The organism is Streptomyces sp. Y309, assembly GCF_056712025.1.
Window position 1 is genome coordinate 3,596,737 of sequence record NZ_CM160048.1, and the last position, 17,686, is coordinate 3,614,422.

16 protein-coding genes are annotated in these 17,686 nt (G+C 70.9%); 9 read left to right on the forward strand and 7 right to left on the reverse strand.

Annotated features, from left to right (window positions below):
- Nucleotides 1–7 precede the first annotated feature (7 nt).
- Genes AC0KTA_RS13895 through xylA form a run of 4 tightly spaced genes read right to left on the reverse strand, consistent with a single transcriptional unit; the run spans nucleotide 8 to nucleotide 4,279 of the window.
- The gene (locus tag AC0KTA_RS13895; protein ID WP_481055443.1) at nucleotides 8–844 is read right to left on the reverse strand and encodes a carbohydrate ABC transporter permease; all 837 of its coding nucleotides are present in this window, start codon (nucleotides 842–844) and stop codon (nucleotides 8–10) included.
- A 5-nt stretch (nucleotides 845–849) separates the two neighbouring features.
- A complete protein-coding gene (locus AC0KTA_RS13900) occupies nucleotides 850–1,800 on the reverse strand; it encodes a carbohydrate ABC transporter permease (protein WP_481055444.1) in 951 nt (316 codons plus the stop codon).
- A gap of 15 nt (nucleotides 1,801–1,815) precedes the next feature.
- Nucleotides 1,816–3,081 (reverse strand): ABC transporter substrate-binding protein, encoded by a 1,266-nt coding sequence (locus tag AC0KTA_RS13905; RefSeq protein WP_481055445.1) that lies wholly within the window; start codon nucleotides 3,079–3,081, stop codon nucleotides 1,816–1,818.
- 28 nt (nucleotides 3,082–3,109) lie between these two features.
- On the reverse strand, nucleotides 3,110–4,279 hold the full coding sequence (gene xylA / locus AC0KTA_RS13910; RefSeq protein ID WP_481055446.1) for a xylose isomerase: 1,170 nt from the start codon (nucleotides 4,277–4,279) through the stop codon (nucleotides 3,110–3,112).
- 313 nt (nucleotides 4,280–4,592) lie between these two features.
- On the opposite strand from xylA, the gene yicI reads away from it, so the two are divergent.
- The gene (gene yicI, locus AC0KTA_RS13915) at nucleotides 4,593–6,821 is read left to right on the forward strand and encodes an alpha-xylosidase (RefSeq protein WP_481055447.1); all 2,229 of its coding nucleotides are present in this window, start codon (nucleotides 4,593–4,595) and stop codon (nucleotides 6,819–6,821) included.
- A gap of 106 nt (nucleotides 6,822–6,927) precedes the next feature.
- A complete protein-coding gene (locus AC0KTA_RS13920; RefSeq protein WP_481055448.1) occupies nucleotides 6,928–7,608 on the forward strand; it encodes a uridine kinase family protein in 681 nt (226 codons plus the stop codon).
- A gap of 279 nt (nucleotides 7,609–7,887) precedes the next feature.
- Here AC0KTA_RS13920 and AC0KTA_RS13925 read toward each other — a convergent pair whose 3' ends face one another.
- A complete protein-coding gene (locus AC0KTA_RS13925) occupies nucleotides 7,888–8,664 on the reverse strand; it encodes a SigE family RNA polymerase sigma factor (RefSeq protein WP_481055449.1) in 777 nt (258 codons plus the stop codon).
- Between the two features lie 201 nt (nucleotides 8,665–8,865).
- Here AC0KTA_RS13925 and afsQ1 point away from each other — a divergent pair, with 201 nt between their 5' ends.
- From afsQ1 to AC0KTA_RS13950, 5 genes are all read left to right on the forward strand, one after another.
- The gene (gene afsQ1, locus AC0KTA_RS13930; RefSeq protein ID WP_037659607.1) at nucleotides 8,866–9,543 is read left to right on the forward strand and encodes a two-component system response regulator AfsQ1; all 678 of its coding nucleotides are present in this window, start codon (nucleotides 8,866–8,868) and stop codon (nucleotides 9,541–9,543) included.
- A complete protein-coding gene (locus AC0KTA_RS13935; protein WP_481055450.1) occupies nucleotides 9,540–11,144 on the forward strand; it encodes an ATP-binding protein in 1,605 nt (534 codons plus the stop codon). Before afsQ1 ends, AC0KTA_RS13935 begins: the two co-directional genes overlap by 4 nt.
- The gene (locus AC0KTA_RS13940; RefSeq protein ID WP_481055451.1) at nucleotides 11,141–11,749 is read left to right on the forward strand and encodes a hypothetical protein; all 609 of its coding nucleotides are present in this window, start codon (nucleotides 11,141–11,143) and stop codon (nucleotides 11,747–11,749) included. The genes AC0KTA_RS13935 and AC0KTA_RS13940 overlap by 4 nt, the downstream gene beginning before the upstream one ends.
- A 175-nt stretch (nucleotides 11,750–11,924) precedes the next feature.
- The gene (locus AC0KTA_RS13945) at nucleotides 11,925–12,422 is read left to right on the forward strand and encodes a VanZ family protein (RefSeq protein ID WP_481055452.1); all 498 of its coding nucleotides are present in this window, start codon (nucleotides 11,925–11,927) and stop codon (nucleotides 12,420–12,422) included.
- A 103-nt stretch (nucleotides 12,423–12,525) separates the two neighbouring features.
- Nucleotides 12,526–12,726, forward strand: a complete 201-nt coding sequence (locus AC0KTA_RS13950; protein ID WP_481055453.1) for a PspC domain-containing protein — start codon at nucleotides 12,526–12,528, stop codon at nucleotides 12,724–12,726.
- Between the two features lie 112 nt (nucleotides 12,727–12,838).
- Here the strand turns inward: AC0KTA_RS13950 and AC0KTA_RS13955 are convergent, their stop codons facing one another.
- Both AC0KTA_RS13955 and AC0KTA_RS13960 read right to left on the reverse strand, forming a co-directional pair.
- Nucleotides 12,839–13,402 (reverse strand): hypothetical protein, encoded by a 564-nt coding sequence (locus tag AC0KTA_RS13955; RefSeq protein ID WP_481056416.1) that lies wholly within the window; start codon nucleotides 13,400–13,402, stop codon nucleotides 12,839–12,841.
- 79 nt (nucleotides 13,403–13,481) lie between these two features.
- Entirely contained in the window at nucleotides 13,482–14,666 is a 1,185-nt protein-coding gene (locus AC0KTA_RS13960) for an adenosine deaminase (RefSeq protein ID WP_481055454.1), read from the reverse strand.
- Between the two features lie 102 nt (nucleotides 14,667–14,768).
- Here AC0KTA_RS13960 and AC0KTA_RS13965 point away from each other — a divergent pair, with 102 nt between their 5' ends.
- Nucleotides 14,769–15,530: an alpha/beta hydrolase gene (locus AC0KTA_RS13965; protein ID WP_481055455.1), complete on the forward strand. Its 762-nt coding sequence runs from the start codon at nucleotides 14,769–14,771 to the stop codon at nucleotides 15,528–15,530.
- Nucleotides 15,531–15,956: 426 nt separating this feature from the next.
- The gene (locus AC0KTA_RS13970; RefSeq protein WP_481055456.1) at nucleotides 15,957–17,660 is read left to right on the forward strand and encodes an ATP-binding cassette domain-containing protein; all 1,704 of its coding nucleotides are present in this window, start codon (nucleotides 15,957–15,959) and stop codon (nucleotides 17,658–17,660) included.
- The last annotated feature ends 26 nt before the right edge of the window (nucleotides 17,661–17,686 follow it).

The window sequence follows — 17,686 nt, forward strand, 5'->3', positions numbered from 1 at the left end:
AACAGCCTTACTTGACGGATCCGCCGGTGATGCCGGCGGCGATGTACTTCTGGGCGAGGACGAGCAGAACGGCCGCCGGGATGGCCGACAGGACGGCGGCGGCCATCACCGAGCCCCAGTCGCCGACGTGGGCGCCGATGTACTGGTAGATGCCGAGGGTGACGGGCTTGACGTCGTCGGTGGTGTTGAGGGTGAGCGCGAACATGAAGTCGCTCCACGCGTACAGGAACGAGAACAGCCCCGCGGTGATCAGGGAGTTGCGGCTCATCGGCAGCACGACCTGGACGAACGTGCGCAGCCTGCCCGCGCCGTCGACCTCCGCCGCCTCGATGACCTCCCTGGGGATGGCCACCATGAAGGAGCGCATCAGGACGATGGCGAAGGGGATGCCGAGCGAGGCGTCGGCGAGCATCAGGCCGAAGTAGGAGTTGACCAGGCCGAGATCGACGTACGCGCTGTAGAGGGCGTTGGCGATGACGATGCCCGGCACCATCTGCGTGATGAGGGTGCCGAACACGATGGACTTGGTGCCGGGCAGCCGGAACTGGGCGAGCCCGTACGCGGCGGGCGCGGCGATCGCCAGACAGATGCCGACGGCGCCGAGCGAGACGACGAGGGACGTCAGCAGGTGGCCGCCCTGCTCGCTGATGGCGGAGGTGAAGCCGGACAGGTCCACCGAGTGCGGAACGGGCGAGACCTCAAGGAGCCCGGACTCGGGCTGCAGCGCCGTATTGATCATCCAGTACAGCGGGAACAGCATCACGCACAGGATGACGACGCCCGCGACGGTGGCGCCCCGGCGGCGCTTCGGCTTCCGCACGACGGGCGGATGAGTGGTCGCCATGCCGGTCACTTCCCCTCGGAGCGGTTGGCCCGCAGGTAGAACACCGCGAAGACGGCGGAGATCAGGATGAGGACGTTGCCGACGACGGCGCCCGCGCCGAAGTCCAGCTGGACGAAGGAGCTCTGGTAGGTGAGGGTGCCGAGCGTCTGGGTGGCGTCGGCGGGGCCGCCGTCGGTCAGCGCGAGGATCAGGTCGAGGATCTTGACCGTCGACATGAAGCCCAGGACCAGGACGACGGTGATGACGGGCTTGAGCAGCGGCAGGGTGACGGAGCGGAAGGTGCGCCAGGCGGAGGCGCCGTCCAGGGACGCGGCCTCGTACAGCTCCTTGGGGATCTCCTGGAGTCCGCCGTAGAGGATCACCATGTTGAACGGGATGCCGATCCAGATGTTCACCATGATCACGGAGAACAGGGCCATGCCGGGGCTGGTCAGCCACGGGGTGTGGCCGCCGAGGCCGAGGGTGTCGGCGAACGAGTTCAGCACGCCGGTGTCCTGGTCGAGGATGCGGCGCCACACGATGCCCGAGACGACCATCGGCACCAGCCAGGGCAGCAGGATCAGCGAGCGCAGGAACCCGTTGAGCGGGAATTTCTTCGTGAAGAAGACGGCGAGCGCGAGGCCGATGCCGAACTGGCCGATCAGGGAGCCGACGGTGAAGACGATGGTGTGCCACAGCGCCTTGCCGAAGAGGTCGTCCTGGAAGACCTTGCTCCAGTTGTCGGTGCCGTTGAAGGGGGCCTTGCCGTCGAAGAACGTGGACGGCGAGAAGTCCTGGAAGCTCATCACGACGTTGCGGACGAGCGGATAGCCGAAGAACAGCAGCATGAAGACGACGGCGGGCGCGACGAAGCCCCACTGGGAGAGTCTGCGGCGGCGCCGGGCGCGCAGCGGGTCGGTCTTCTTCGTGCTGACGGTGCGCCGGGCGGCGGGCGTCGAGGCGGTGGTGGTCGACATGGTCGTTCAGTCCCCTCAGTTCCCGCTCGTGGCGCGGTCCTGCGCCTGCTTCAGCGCGGCCTCGCTGGACCGGCCGGTCAGCGCCGACTGGAAGGCGCTCTGCAGAGCGAGCGACACGGACGACCAGCGGGCTCCGACCTTCGCGGTGCGGGAGCGGGCGGTGGCCACCTGGTCGGCGAGGGCGTCGAGTTCGGGCACTTCCTTGCGCCAGATCGCGGCGGCCTTCTCGTTGGCCGGGACCATCCAGCTGTTGCGCGCGTAGGAGATCTGCTCCTTCTCGCTCGACATGCAGCCGATGATCTTCGCGGCGGTCTGCTCGCGCGCGCTGTCACCGGTCTTGGGCACGGTGAGCACGGCGCCGCCCAGCGGGCCGACGGACTTGTCGCCCGCCTTCGGGACGGGTATCCGCGCGATGCCCCAGTGCAGGCTCTTCTTGGTGTTGAGGGTCTCGACCTGCCAGGGACCGTTGATCATCATCGCGGCGTTGCCGGCCATGAACTGGTCGTTGACGTCGGCCTGGGTCCAGGTGACGGTCGACTTGGACAGCGAGCCGTCCTTGATGAGGTCCTTCCAGTAGTCGAGGGCCCCGGCGACATCCGGGGTGGCGAGGTTCGTCTCGTCGCCGCCGTTGGACCACATGAACGGGGTGAACTGGAAGACGCCGTCCTCGGCACCGCCCGCGCTCAGCCCGATGCCGTACTGCCTGCCGCGGGTGAGCTTCTTCGCGGCCTGCCTCATCTCGCCCCAGGTGGTGGGGACTTGGAGGCCGGCCTTCTTGAGGATGTCCTTGTTGTAGAACAGAGCGAGGGTGTTCACCGTGCGCGCGGCACCGTAGTACGTCCCTTTGTACGAGCCGAACTCGACGATGCCCCGGGGGATGTCCTTGGTGGACAGGCCCAGGGTGCGCAGGTCGATCAGGCCGCCCGCCTCGGCGAACGTCGGCACCTCGGAGGCATCGAACTGGATGACGTCCGGGAGCGACTTGGACGACGCCATGCGCAGCGCCTTCGTCATGACCTGCGCGGCAGGGACGCTCTGCTGCTCGATGGTGATGCCAAGCCGCTTGCCGCAGCGCGAGAGCGCGGCGGCGTCCCAGCTGTGGTACGAGTCGTCGGTCGAGGAGTTGAGGACGGTGTAGACGTCGTCGTCGCGCTGCTGCCCGCAGCCGGCGAGCGCCGTGGTCGCGACGAGTGCGGAGACAACGGTGAGCGGGACCAGTGCCCGTCGGCCGGTTCGGCGGCGCCCGGCGCGCGTCGCCTCCGGTGAGGTTACTGCTGTCACGGTGGTTGCCCTTGCCTGGGAGGGGTGATCAGCGGACGCCGAGCAGGTGCTCCATGGCGAGCTGGTCGAGCCGCTCGAAGGCCATGGACCGCTGGGCGGCGGCGGTGACGTCGAAGTCCTCGAACGCGCCCTTGTCCGCGAGGAGTCCGGCGAGGCCGTCGGCGGCGGTGGGCCGGGCGAGCTCGTCGAGCCGGGAGTCGCGCAGCGCCTGCCGCACCTCGGCGTCGGCGCGGAAGGCGGCCGCACGCTCCTTGAGGATCAGATAGTTGCGCATGCAGTTCTTCGCGGACTCCCAGACGCCGTCGAAGCCGTCGGTGCGCACCGGCTTGAAGTCGAAGTGGCGCGGCCCCTCGTACCCGGCGCTCTCCAGCAGGTCGACGAGCCAGAACGCCTGGCGCACGTCACCGGCGCCGAAACGGAGGTCCTGGTCGTACTTGATGCCGTTCTGGCCGTTGAGGTCGATGTGGAAGAGCTTGCCCGCCCACAGGGCCTGGGCGATGCCGTGCGGGACGTTCAGGCCCGCCATCTGCTCGTGTCCCACCTCGGGGTTCACGCCGTACAGTTCGGGCCGCTCCAGGCGCTCGATGAACGCGAGGGCGTGGCCGACGGTGGGCAGCAGGATGTCGCCGCGCGGCTCGTTCGGCTTGGGCTCGATGGCGAAGCGCAGGTCGTAGCCCTGCGACGTGACGTACTCGCCGAGCAGGTCGAAGGCTTCCTTCATGCGGTCAAGGGCGTCGCGGACGTCCTTCGCGCCGCCCGACTCGGCACCCTCGCGGCCGCCCCAGGCGACGTAGGTGGTGGCGCCGAGCTCGACGGCGAGATCGATGTTGCGGATCGTCTTGCGCAGCGCGTAGCGGCGCACGTCGCGGTCGTTGGCGGTGAAGCCGCCGTCCTTGAACACCGGGTGCGTGAAGAGGTTCGTCGTCGCCATCGGCACGGTGAGCCCGGTCTCGTCGAGCGCGGCGCGGAACCGCTTGACGACGGCCTCGCGCTCGCTGTCCGAGGCGCCGAAGGGGATCAGGTCGTCGTCGTGGAACGTCACGCCGTGCGCGCCGAGTCCGGCCAGGCGCCGCACCGACTCGACGGGGTCGAGCGCGGGACGCGTGGCGTCGCCGAACGGGTCGTTGCCCCGCCAGCCGACGGTCCACAGACCGAACGTGAACTTGTCGTCAGGGGTGGGAGTGAAGCGATCGGACATGGTGCGGCCCTTTACTGCTTGCTGCTGCTTGCGGCTTGTCGCGGCTTGCTCGCTGCGCGACCCGATGGCCGACGGAGGTTTGTTTTCCGACATGACTAATACGCCATGCACCGTCGAAGCGCTAGCCCCATGCACCCTGCCAACTCGAGGGCCGCCCGCAGCCACCTGGAGTTATATGAATCGAAGCGCTTCACCGATCCTCCACCACGCGACCCTTGCCCTTTTGTTTTCTGCACGATCAAATGGCGACGGCAGATCGTTCGCCTTCAAGATCGCAAGCAAGTTGAGAGCCCCCTGCTCACCTGGGAAGTTCATGAAGTTCACCGACGGCTTCTGGCTGCTGCGCGACGGGGTCCAGGCCTCGTACGCCACCGAGGTCCGAGACATCCGCACGAGCACCGACCGATTCACCGCGTACGCCGCCGTCAAGCGCGTCGAGCGCCGCGGGGACACCCTCAACTCCCCGCTGCTGACCGCCGACTGCTTCTCCCCCGCCGAGGGCGTCATCGGCGTCCGCGTCACGCACCTCGCGGGCGGGCGCCGCCCCGGCCCCGACTTCGCGCTGCCCGGCGCGCACACCTCCGCCGGGCAGGTGCGCCGCGACGGCAACGTTGTCGAGCTGACGAGCGGCGCCCTGTCCGTCCGCCTGGACGCCGCCGCACCCTGGACGCTGTCCTTCCGCGACGCGAACGGACGCGAGGTGACACAGGCGGGCCGCAAGGGCACGGCCTTCTTCACCACCGCCGACGGCGCCCACCACATGGCCGGACAGCTCACCCTCGGCGTCGGCGAGCAGGTCTACGGCCTCGGCGAACGCTTCACCCCGTTCGTCAAGAACGGCCAGGTCGTCGACATGTGGCAGGCCGACGGCGGCACCAGCAGCGAACAGGCCTACAAGAACGTGCCGTTCAGCCTCCACCTCTCCCCCGCCGGCGCGTACGGCGTGTTCGTCGGCCACCCCGGCAAGGTCGGCTACGAGATCGGCTCCGAGTCGGTCGGCCGGATGCAGTTCAGCGTCGAGGACCAGACACTCACGTACTACGTCGTCGCGGGCCCCACCCCCAAGGACGTACTGCGCCGCTACACCGCGCTCACCGGCCGCCCGGCGCTGCCGCCGGCCTGGTCCTTCGGCCTGTGGCTGACCACGTCGTTCACCACGCGGTACGACGAGGAGACCGTCACGTCCTTCGTCGACGGCATGGCCGAACGGGACATCCCGCTGAGCGTCTTCCACTTCGACTGCTTCTGGATGCGCGAGTACCAGTGGTCGGACTTCCGCTGGGACCCGGACGTCTTCCCCGACCCGGAGGGCATGCTGGCCCGCCTCAAGAAACGTGGCCTGCGGATCTCCGTCTGGATCAATCCGTACATCGCCCAGAAGTCCGCCCTGTTCGACGAGGCCGCGCGGCGGGGGTATCTGGTGCGGCGGCCGAACGGCGACATCTGGCAGTGGGACCTGTGGCAGGCCGGCATGGGCCTGGTCGACTTCACGAACCCGGACGCCTGCGCCTGGTTCCAGGGGAAGTTGAAGGTGCTCCTCGACCAAGGTGTCGACTGCTTCAAGACGGACTTCGGCGAGCGCATCCCCACCGACGTCGTCTGGCACGACGGCTCCGACCCGGAGCGCATGCACAACTACTACACGCACCTGTACAACCAGGTCGTCTTCGAGCTGCTGCAGAAGGAGCGCGGCACCGGCGAGGCGGTGCTGTTCGCGCGCTCGGCCACGGCGGGCGGCCAGCAGTTCCCGGTGCACTGGGGCGGCGACTGCTGGGCGTCGTTCGGCGCGATGGCGGAGTCGTTGCGCGGCGGGCTCTCGCTGTCCCTGTCCGGCTTCGGCTTCTGGTCGCACGACATCGGCGGCTTCGAGGGCACGCCCGACGCGGCCGTCTTCAAGCGCTGGCTGGCCTTCGGCCTGCTGTCCTCGCACAGCCGCCTGCACGGCTCCAGTTCGTACCGGGTGCCGTGGGAGTTCGGCGACGAAGCGGTCGACGTGGCCCGGAAGTTCACCCGGCTCAAGCACCGCCTGATGCCGTATCTGTACGGTGCGGCGGCCGAGGCCCACCGCGACGGTGTGCCCCTGATGCGGCCCATGCTCCTGGAGTTCCCCGAGGACCCGGCGTCCCGCACGCTCGACCGGCAGTACATGCTCGGCCCGGACCTGCTCGTGGCGCCGGTGTTCACCGAGCACGGCGACGTCGAGTTCTACCTCCCCGAAGGCACCTGGACGCACCTGCTGACCGGTGAGCGGGTGCGGGGCCCGGGCTGGCGCCGTGAGACGCACGGCTTCGACAGCCTGCCGCTGTACGTCCGCCCGGGCGCGGTGCTCCCGCTCGCCGCCGACGAGCAGCGGCCCGACGGTGACTGGGCCGACGGCCTCACCCTGCTGGTCACGCCCGGCGCGCACGACGCGACCGTCAGACTTCCCGACCACGAGGGCTGCACGGCCGCGACCTACCGGGTGAGCCGGGACGCGGGGAGCGGTGCGGTGGCGGTGACGGCGCCTGATGGGGGCGCGGTGCCGCACGTCAGGGAGCTGTGAGCTGCTGACCGTGGGCGCACCCGTCTAGGCGCCTGCTGGGCGTCGGTTGATAATGGCTGTCGACCATGCTGACGAGCCGCGCCAAACGGGATCAAAAAGAACGCAGATGCCCGATTCGCCAGCGACGCCATATGTGAAGAGGTTCACAGAATTGGGTTCCCATCCCCCGATACCCACCCGAGTCGTGCTGCTCGCCGGCCCCTCCGGCTCGGGCAAGTCGTCGTTCGCGGCCCGCACGGGACTGCCCGTGCTGTGCCTCGACGACTTCTACAAGGAAGGCACCGACCCGTCGCTGCCTCAGGTCGCCGGCACGTCGGACATCGACTGGGACTCCCCGCTGTCCTGGGACGCGGACGTCGCGCTCGCCGCGATCGGCGAGCTGTGCCGCACCGGCCGCACCCGGGTCCCGGTGTACGACATCGCGACGAGCGCGCGGGTCGGCGAGGAGTCGCTGGACATCGAGCGCACGCCGCTGTTCATCGCGGAGGGCATCTTCGCCGCCGACATCGTGGAGCGCTGCCGTGATCTTGGCGTCCTGGCGGACGCGATCTGCCTGCGCGGGCGCCCCGCGACGACGTTCCGGCGCCGCCTCCTGCGCGATCTGCGCGAGGGCCGCAAGTCCGTGCCGTTCCTGCTGCGCCGGGGCTGGCGCCTGATGCGCGCGGAGCGCTCCATCGTGGCCCGCCAGACCGCGCTCGGCGCGCACCCCTGCGGCAAGGAGGAGGCCCTTGGCCGGCTCGCGGCCGCGGCGGCGGGCCGCTGCGTCAAGGCCCGCGCGACGGCCTGAGCCCAGGCACCGCCCACGCCGGACAGGTCCGGGCACGACCAACGCCAGGCCTGTCCAGGCACCGCCCAGGCCAGGCAGGACCAGGCACCACCCACGGCAAACAGCGGGCCCGGAAAGACCCCCCGGCCCTCCGGTCCCGCTGTCTGTTTCCCCGTTGGTCCCCCGTGTCCCCCCGTGGACCCCCGTTTCCCCCGTGGGTTCCCACCACCCCCCAGTTCCCCCGGTGGGTCCCCCATCACCTGCTTCCGCCGCTTCCCCCGAAGCGACGGCCCCCCGTCCTCAGGCGACCAGTTCGCCGAAGGACTCCTCCTGGTCACGGCCGAAGCTGAGGACCTCGTCCTCGCGCAGCCGGCGGAGCGACCGCCAGATGCTGGACTTCACCGTGCCCACGCTGATGTCGAGGATGTCCGCGATCTCCGGGTCCGTACGGCCCTCGTAGTAACGCAGGACCAGCATGGTGCGCTGGAGCTCGGGCAGCCGGGCGAGGGCCTGCCACAGCACGGCGCGCAGCTCGGTGCCGCGCATCGCGTCCGTGTCGCCCACCGTCTCCGGCAGTTCCTCGGTCGGGTACTCGTTGAGCTTGCGGCGGCGCCAGGCACTGATGTGCAGGTTCGTCATGGTGCGCCGCAGATAGCCGCCGACGGCGGCCTTGTCGCTGATCCGGTCCCAGGCGCGGTACGTCGAGAACAGCGCGCTCTGCAGCAGGTCCTCGGCCTCGAACCGGTCACCGGTCAGGTGGTAGGCGGTGGCGTACAGGGAGGCGCGGCGCTCCTGGACGTAGGCGGTGAACGCCGCTTCGGCGTCCTCGCTCTCCGTCCGGGACTGCGTCCGCTCCCCCGAGACCTCCCTGTACGCGGCTCCCCCGTGAGCTCCCCCGTCACCGCCGCCCTTGAGTGCGTCAACCACCGTCATGTACGCGGTGTGCTGACGCCCGGTGCCGCGAGCGCACCCCCGCCCGCTCACGGCACCGGACTTCTCGTGCTTCTCAGAACTCCGGCCCAGGTCGTGCAGACGCGTGACAACTGCGCTTGAGCTGGTGCTGTGCAGCGTGTTCATCTCGCGCCCCCCGTCGTGGAGTCTGGGATTTCCGTGTGACCAAAACTCTGCCGGAGCCACTTCATGGCGGTGTCCCCCGACTGTCACAGGCCTGCAACAGGCCTCGTGGCACCGCAAGGGCACCGCTTACTCGTGTGGGTGAGGTGTGAGACCCCCGCCAACAGTCGAACTGGGCCCGCACCATGGGACAGAATGACGTTTGTGCCTTCCCTGTTGCTGATCGAGGACGACGACGCCATCCGGACGGCCCTGGAGCTTTCGCTGACGCGCCAGGGCCACCGGGTGGCCACCGCTGCCACCGGCGAAGACGGTCTGAAACTGCTGAGCGAACAGCGGCCGGACCTGATCGTGCTGGATGTGATGCTGCCGGGCATCGACGGCTTCGAGGTGTGCCGCCGCATCCGGCGCACCGACCAGTTGCCGATCATCCTGCTGACCGCGCGCAACGACGACATCGACGTGGTCGTGGGCCTGGAGTCGGGCGCCGACGACTATGTGGTCAAGCCCGTGCAGGGGCGGGTGCTCGACGCTCGTATCCGCGCTGTCCTGCGCCGCGGCGAGCGCGAGGCCAATGACGCGGCGACGTTCGGTTCGCTGGTGATCGACCGCGCGGCGATGACGGTGACGAAGAACGGCGAGGACCTGCAGCTCACGCCGACCGAGCTGCGGCTGCTCCTGGAGCTGAGCCGGCGGCCCGGGCAGGCCCTGTCGCGGCAGCAGCTGCTGCGCCTGGTGTGGGAGCACGACTACCTCGGCGACTCGCGGCTCGTCGACGCCTGCGTGCAGCGGCTGCGCGCCAAGGTCGAGGACGTGCCGTCCTCGCCGACGCTGATCCGTACGGTGCGTGGCGTGGGATACCGGCTGGACACGCCTCAGTGACCAAACCGCACGACAAGCTCCGCGGCCTGCCCGCGGCCCGCAAGGCGATCCTGTCCGGCCTGCGCTTCACCAGCCTGCGGCTGCGCCTTGTCGTGGTCTTCGCCCTGGTGGCGCTGACCGCCGCGGTCTCGGCGTCCGGCATCGCGTACTGGCTGAACCGCGAGGCCGTCCTCACGCGTGCGCAGGACGCGGCCCTGAAGGACTTCCGGCAGCAGTTGCAGACCCGCGCGGGCGCGCTGCCGCCGAACCCCACGCAGGACGAGCTGCAGGCCGCCGCCGGCCAGATGGCCAACAGCAGCCAGCGCTACAGCGTGCTGCTGATCAGCGAGAACGCCGCCGGTGACCAGGTGTTCGGCTACTCCGACCTGGACGCCTTCACGCTCGCCAAGGTGCCGAAGTCGCTGCGTGAGGCGGTCAAGAAGGAGCAGCCGGTCTCGTCCGGCAACAAGAGCCCGTACCACCTGTACTGGCAGCGGACGATGGATCACGGCACGCCCTACCTGGTGGGCGGGGCGCAGGTGATCGGCGGCGGGCCGACGGGCTACATGCTCAAATCGCTCGAGCCGGAGGCCAAGGACCTCAGCTCGCTCGGCTGGTCCCTGGCGATCGCCACGGCGCTCGCGCTCGTCGGCTCGGCGCTGCTCGCGCAGGCCGCCGCGACGACCGTGCTGAAACCCGTGCACCGCCTGGGGGTCGCCGCGCGCCGGCTCGGCGAGGGGAAGCTGGACACGCGGCTACGGGTGTCGGGCACCGACGAACTGGCGGATCTGTCGCGGACGTTCAACCGCACCGCGGAGAACCTGGAGAAGAAGGTCGCGGACATGAGCGCCCGCGACGAGGCGAGCCGCCGCTTCGTGGCGGACATGTCGCACGAGCTGCGCACCCCGCTCACCGCGATCACCGCAGTGACGGAGGTCCTGGAGGAGGAGCTGGACGCCGAGACCGGCTCCGTCGACCCCATGATCGAGCCCGCCGTGCGCCTCGTCGTCAGCGAGACCCGGCGCCTGAACGACCTGGTCGAGAACCTGATGGAGGTCACCCGCTTCGACGCGGGCACCGCCCGCCTCGTCCTCGACGACGTCGACATCGCCGACCAGATCACCGCGTGCATCGACGCCCGCGCCTGGCTGGACGCCGTCGATCTCGACGCCGAGCGCGGCATCACCGCCCGCCTGGACCCGCGCCGCCTCGACGTCATCCTCGCCAACCTCATCGGCAACGCCCTCAAGCACGGCGGTTCCCCGGTGAAGGTCTCGGTGCGCCTCGACGGCGACAGCCTGGTCATCTCCGTACGGGACGGCGGCCCGGGCATCCCCGAGGACGTACTGCCGCACGTCTTCGACCGGTTCTACAAGGCCAGCGCGTCCCGGCCGCGGTCGGAGGGCAGCGGGCTCGGGCTCTCCATCGCCCTGGAGAACGCGCACATCCACGGCGGCGGGATCACCGCGGCCAACTCGCCCGCCGGGGGCGCGGTGTTCACGCTGCGGCTGCCGCGCGACGCCTCGCCGCTGACGGCGGAGCCCGGACCACCGGACTCCGAGGACGAGCCGGACGGGGACGGGGAACGGGAACGCCCCGAGGAAGGCAAGGAAGAGTCATGACGAGGCGACGGCTGAGGGCCGCGACGGCCGCCGCCGCGCTCACGGCCACGCTGGCGGGCTGCGGGATCCGCTCCACGGAGGTACCGACGGACTTCGGTGCCGCGCCCTCGCGGGTGCCGTGCGTGGCGTCGGACCCGGGCATCTCGCCGCAGGACGAGGCCGCCGGCGTACCGGTGCAGATCTTCCTGGTGTGCGCGTCCCAGCTCGTGTCCGTGGACCGGACGGTGCGGCTCCCCACCGAGCAGGCGTCCACGGACCGGGTCCGTATCGCGCAGGCGCTCCTCGACGAGCTGTCCACGCCGCCCTCCCAGGCCGCGAAGCAGGCGGGGTACGCGACGGACGTGCGCCGCGGCATGACGGTCACGGGACCGCGGCGCGGCGACCCGGCCGAGGCGCTGCGCCTGAACCGGTCCCCGCGGGACCTGTCCGCGTACGCCCTCGCCCAGATCGTGTGCACGTACGCGGACAGCGCGGCCTCCGACGGCGGTGGCTCGGTCGTCCTGGGCGGCCCGACCGACTCCCCGCCGCGCCGCTACGAATGCACCCCGGAGGTGCGCGCCCGGCCGGGGACCGTGGCGCCCCCGTCACGGGCCGTGGAGGGCTGATCCGGCAAGGCGGCGCGCCGCCCCGCAAAGCCGCCCCACAAAGCCGTCCCGCCAGAGCCTCCCGCCAAAGCGGACGCTCACACACGGAACCGATCCTGCCGCACCCGGCGTCTTGGGTGGCGTGCGTCAAGGCTCGGGCGGGCGCGGTGCCGCCATTCGCTTTCGCGCGGCGGGAGTGGTCCTCCTCGTCGCGCATCTCCTGGTCGTCGCGTGGATCACGCTGCGCCCGCTGGACGTGCCCTGGGTGAGCGCGGCGAATCTGGAGCCGCTCGCCGGCATCAAGGCCGACCTGGAGCGCGGTCCCGAGCAGGCGGCCCGGCAGATCGGCGGGGCGCTGCTGCTGCTCGCGCCGCTCGGGGTGCTGCTGCCGCTGGCCGGGGGGCGTCTCGACGTGTCGCCGCTGGCCTCGCTCGCGCGCACGGTCGCCGCGGGCGCGCTGCTTTCCCTGGGCATCGAGCTGCTGCAGACCGGGGTGCCTGGCCAGGTCGTGGACGTGGACTCGCTGCTCCTGAACACCCTGGGCGTGGGGCTCGCGCATGTCGCCGTGGTGCCTGCCGTGCGGGCCCGGCTGCGCCGCCGCCGCTCCGCCGCGCGGCCCCGGGCGGCCCGCCTCAGGGAGGAGGCCCCTCAGGGGGCGACCCCGAAGATTCCCAGGGTCGGCATCGCCCCCTAGCCTGACGCTTTGCCCGTTTCGCGGACCTACCTTGGGTATATCGAGACGGCGACAAGCCGCCGCCTCCCGCCCCGACCCGGCAACGGTCCACGAAGGAGCCCCCATGTCCGCCCTTGTCCGCCCCAGCGACGGCCGCATGATCGGCGGCGTGTGCGCCGCGCTCGCCCGCCGCTTCGGCTGGTCCACCACGACCGTGCGCGTGCTGTTCGTCGTGTCCTGCCTGCTGCCCGGCCCCCAGTTCCTGCTCTACATCGCGCTGTGGATCGCGCTCCCCAGCGAGAAGAGGGCGAAGACGGCCTGGTGACGGCGGCGACCGCCCGGTACGACGACGGGCATGGCCCAGTCCGGCCTGCAGTCCGGTACGACGACGGGGCGCACCCTCAAGGGTGCGCCCCGTGGTGCGTCTGCGGTGGGGTTCAGCCGAACGGCGTGGCCTCGACCGGCAGGCCCTTGCCCATCAGGCCCTGGGTGGGCAGGTTCTGCGTGGGGAGGGAGCCGAGAGCCTTGGTGGGGAGCGTCGTGGGCAGGGAGTTGGTCTCCAGGCCGTTCACGATCGGCAGGCCGCCGAGCAGGCCGGCGACCGGGTCGGCCGGCTTCGCGGGGGCGGGCTCGGTGGTCTTCACGGCCTTGTCGGCCTTGGCGCCGTCCTCGCCCTCGTCGTCACCGGAGGTCGTCAGCTTGTCGACCGTGGGCTGCGCGGCGTTCAGGCCGCTCTGGAGGGCGTTCTGGCCGCCGGACAGCGACTCGGGCGCACCTTGGGGCAGGACACCGGAGAGCTCACCGGCCGGCACCGCCGAGGTGACGGATCCGACGGTGCCCGCGGCATCCGGCACGGCCGAGGCCGCGTTCGCCGCGCCGGCGGCCGTGGCGGCGAAGGCGGCACCGAGGGCGGCGACACCGAGGGTCTTGGCAGCAGACTGCTTCATCTTCAATGCGTCCTTGATGACGAGGGCGTTGAGCGGGTCCTCGACCGTAAACACCCTCAAGGTCGCCCCGCAAACATCCGAAAACGGCCGGGGAGTCGTGTCCCCGGCCGTTTTTTCGGCTCCGTCGCGCCGGTCAGGCCTCGGAAGAACCGCTGGTGGAGACGGTCTGACGGAACAGCCACTCGGACTTCAGCTCGGCGTAACCCGGCTTGATGACGTCGTTGATCATGGCCAGCCTTTCATCGAAAGGAATGAACGCCGACTTCATCGCATTGACGGTGAACCACTGCATGTCGTCGAGCGAATAACCGAATGTCTCGACGAGGTGCTCGAATTCGCCGCTCATGCTGGTGCCGGACATCAGGCGGTTGTCGGTGTTCACGGTGGCCCGGAAGTGCAGCTTGCGGAGCAGGCCGATGGGGTGGTCGGCGTACGAGGCCGCAGCACCGGTCTGCAGGTTGGAGCTCGGGCAGAGCTCCAGCGGGATGCGCTTGTCGCGGACGTACGAGGCGAGCCTGCCGAGCTGCACCGTGCCGTCGGCGGCGACCTTGATGTCGTCGATGATGCGCACGCCGTGGCCGAGCCGGTCGGCGCCGCACCACTGCAGGGCCTGCCAGATGGACGGCAGGCCGAAGGCCTCGCCGGCGTGGATGGTGAAGTGGTTGTTCTCCCGCTTCAGGTACTCGAAGGCGTCCAGGTGGCGGGTGGGAGGGAAGCCGGCCTCGGCGCCCGCGATGTCGAAGCCGACGACGCCCAGGTCGCGGTAGCGGTTGGCGAGTTCGGCGATCTCCAGGGCGCGGGCGGCGTGCCGCATGGCGGTGAGCAGCGCGCCCACGCGGATGCGGTGACCGTTCGCCTTGGCGCGGCGCTCGCCCTCGCGGAAGCCGTCGGTCACGGCCTCGACGACCTCTTCGAGGGTCAGGCCGGCCTCCAGGTGCTGCTCGGGGGCGTACCGGATCTCCGCGTACACGACGCCGTCCTCGGCCAGGTCCTCGGCGCACTCGGCGGCGACGCGGAACAGCGCGTCGCGGGTCTGCATGACGGCGCAGGTGTGCGCGAAGGTCTCCAAGTACCGCTCCAGGGAGCCGGAGTCGGCCGCCTCGCGGAACCAGACGCCGAGCTTGTCGGGGTCGGTCTCGGGCAGGCCCTCGTAGCCGTTCTCCCGGGCCAGGTCGACGATGGTGCCGGGGCGCAGGCCGCCGTCGAGGTGGTCGTGGAGGAGGACCTTCGGGGCGCGGCGGATCTGCTCCGAGTCGGGGGTGCCGGGGTGGCCCGCGGGACCGCTCGCTGCGCTGATCTTGCTGGTCTGGCTCGTCATTTCCGCACTCTAACTCCTACGCGCGTAGATCTCACTGGTCGATATGTAACAGTGACCCTGCGGACGGGTGGCAGACACCATGACTTCTGACACTGTTCTGCCATGGCACAGCAAGCGACGTCCCGTCCCGTGCGTACGGCCAGGCTCGGGCGTGTGATCGGCACGCGCCCCTCGACGGTGAGCGCGGTGGCGCTGCTGTTGCCCGGCGGCCATGAGGCGTCCGCCCGCAGGCCCTCCCCGCTCGCCGCCGCGGCGGTGCGGTCCCTGGGGCGGCATCTGGCCCGCACCGGGCAGCCGGACGGGCTCGCCGCGCACGTCGTGCACTATCGCGTCGGCGGGTGGAACGGCGCGGAGGCGGAGCTCGCGCGGGACGCGGAGTGGGCCGCCGACGAGGTCGTACGCCGCTACGGCGACGTGCCCGTGTGTCTCGCCGGGGTCGACATGGGCGGGCGCGCGGCGCTGCACGCCGCCGGTCATGCCGCGGTCAACTCCGTTCTGGCGCTGGCTCCTTGGCTGCCCGAGGAGGATGTGGCCGCGCCGCCCGAGCCGGTGAAGCAGCTTGCGGGGCGGCAGGTGCTCATCGTGCACGGCACGAACGATCAGCGGACCGATCCCGAGCTGTCCTTCCGGCTCGCGGAGCGGGCGAAGAAGGCGAACCGGGACGTGTGCCGGTTCGAGGTCCACTCGGACGGGCACCGGCTCAGCCAGCACCATGCCGAGGTGCACGCGCTTGCCTCGAACTTCGTTCAGGGGGCGCTGTTCGGGCATCCCTATGCCCGGCCGGTCGAGGACGCGTTGGCTGCGCCGCCGCCTTTGGGGTTACGGATGCCGTTGGCTTCCGGGTTCGGGCGGACGCTGCGCTGAGCGGCGTTGCACTGGGCTGAGCCCGTGTCAGGTGCGGGTGGGACTACCCGCCGCTGATCGGCCTTCGGCCTCGTCCTCAAACGCCGGACGGGCTCTTTCCCACCCGCCCGCCCTTTTTCGCCCTTCGGGCGGAGTGGGGTGGGCGGGCGGGGAAATATAGCCCCTCCGGCGTTTGAGGAGCGGGGGTCCGGGGGCGGAGCCCCCGGCAGGGCCCCACCCTGGGGCTAATTCGGGGGATTCGGCCCCGCCTGGGTCGGGCGGCGCACCAGCATGGGCGGGGTGACCGATTCCCCGCAGCAAGTCGGACTCCGCAGTGATCCACGCTTCGAGGACATCGCTGACGCCTCTTGGTGGCGGATGGCGTCGCGGCTGCCGCGGACGTTGAGGGCCGCTGTCCTACTCGGGTGGGCCGCCGACCGTCCGGCGATGCTCTGGCTGGGCGGGTGTCAGTTGGGCATCGTGGCGGCCTCGGCCGTGGGGCTCGCCGCTCTGCCGGGTGCGCTGGCGCAGTTGTTCCACGGGGGTCCGGTGGGCGAAAGGGTGGCGGCGGCCGCTCCCGCGCTGGTCGTGGTCGCGGTCGCCGCCGGGGTGCGCGCGGGGGCGGACGCCCTCGCCGTGTACGCCTCCGCGCGGCTCGCCCCGGAAGTCGCGTCCGAGGCGGACCTCCAGATCCTGGCGGCCGCGCCGCGGGTGGAGCTGGAGGCGTACGACCGGCCGGGCTTCGCCGACCGGCTGCAGGCCGCGGGCCGGGGCGCGGAGGCGACCGAGCACCTGATCGCGGACGCCCAGGCGCTCGTCTCCGCGCTCGGCCAACTCGTGGCTGCCGCCTCGGTGTTGGCGCTGCTGCATCCCGTACTGCTGCCGCTGCTCCTGCTCGCCGTGGTGCCCAAGGGCGCCGCGGCCGTCACCACCGCGCGCATCCAGCACCGCGCCGACCACCAGAACATCGCGGACAGCCATCTGCGGTATCTGCTGCGGCACTACGCCACGCACCAGCGCACCGCGGCCGAGGTCCGCGCCACCACCATGGCCGCGTTCCTCGCGGGCTGGTACGAGGAGATCACCGGCCGGATCAAGGCCACCCACCGCCGTGCCGCCCCGCGCGTCCTGCGCGTCACCCTGCTCGGCGCCTGCGTCAGCGGCCTCATGCTCGCCGCGACCTGGGCCGCGCTCGGCTGGCTCGCCGCGAGCGGGCGGATGGACCTCGCGCTCGCGACCACCGCCGTCGTCGCCGTGCGCACCTCCACCGGCGCGCTGACGTCCCTGGTCCTGGCCGCCGCCCGGCTGTTCCGCACCAGCCTGTATCTGGAGGACTGGCAGGCGTTCCTGCGGCGCGCGAAGGAACTGCGCGCGGTCCGCGGGGCCACCGCGATTCCCGACGGCGCTCCCGCCGAGATCCGCGCGGAGCACGTCAGTTACACCTATCCCGGTGCCGCGAAACCGGCGGTCGACGACGTCAGCCTCACCCTGCGGCGCGGCGAACTCATCGCGCTGGTGGGCGAGAACGGGTCCGGCAAGACCACGCTGTCCGCCCTGCTCACCGGGCTCCGCATCGCCTCCACCGGCACCGTGAGCTGGGACGGGACCGACCTGGCCGAGGCCGATCCGGAGAGCGTGTGGACGAAGGTCGGCCTGGTGCCCCAGGACTACACCCGCTGGCCGATGGACCTGCGCGCCAACATCCATCTGGGCCAGCCCCGTTCCGAGAACGACGCCCTGCTCCTGGACGCCGCGCGGGCAGCCGGCGCGGACAGCGTCATCGCGAACGTCCCGCACGGCCTGGACACGCTGGTCGCGGGTTCCCACTGGGGCGGCACCGATCTGTCCGGCGGGCAGTGGCAACGTATCGCCGTCGCGCGAGCCTTCTACCGCAACGCCACCATGCTCATGCTGGACGAACCCACCTCGGCGATGGACCCCCGCGCCGAGTACCTGGTGATCCGCCGCTTCAAGGAACTGGCCGCGGGCAAGACCGCCGTCTTCGTCACCCAGGGCCTGGAGAACGCCCGGATCGCGGACCGCATCGTCGTCCTCGACCGAGGGCACGTGCACGAAGAGGGCGATTTTCAGAGCCTGTTGGCGCGGGGCGGGCTGTTCGCCGAGCTGTATCGGCTGGCTCAGGACCGGTGAGAGGTGAGGGCCGGAGACCTGTGCTC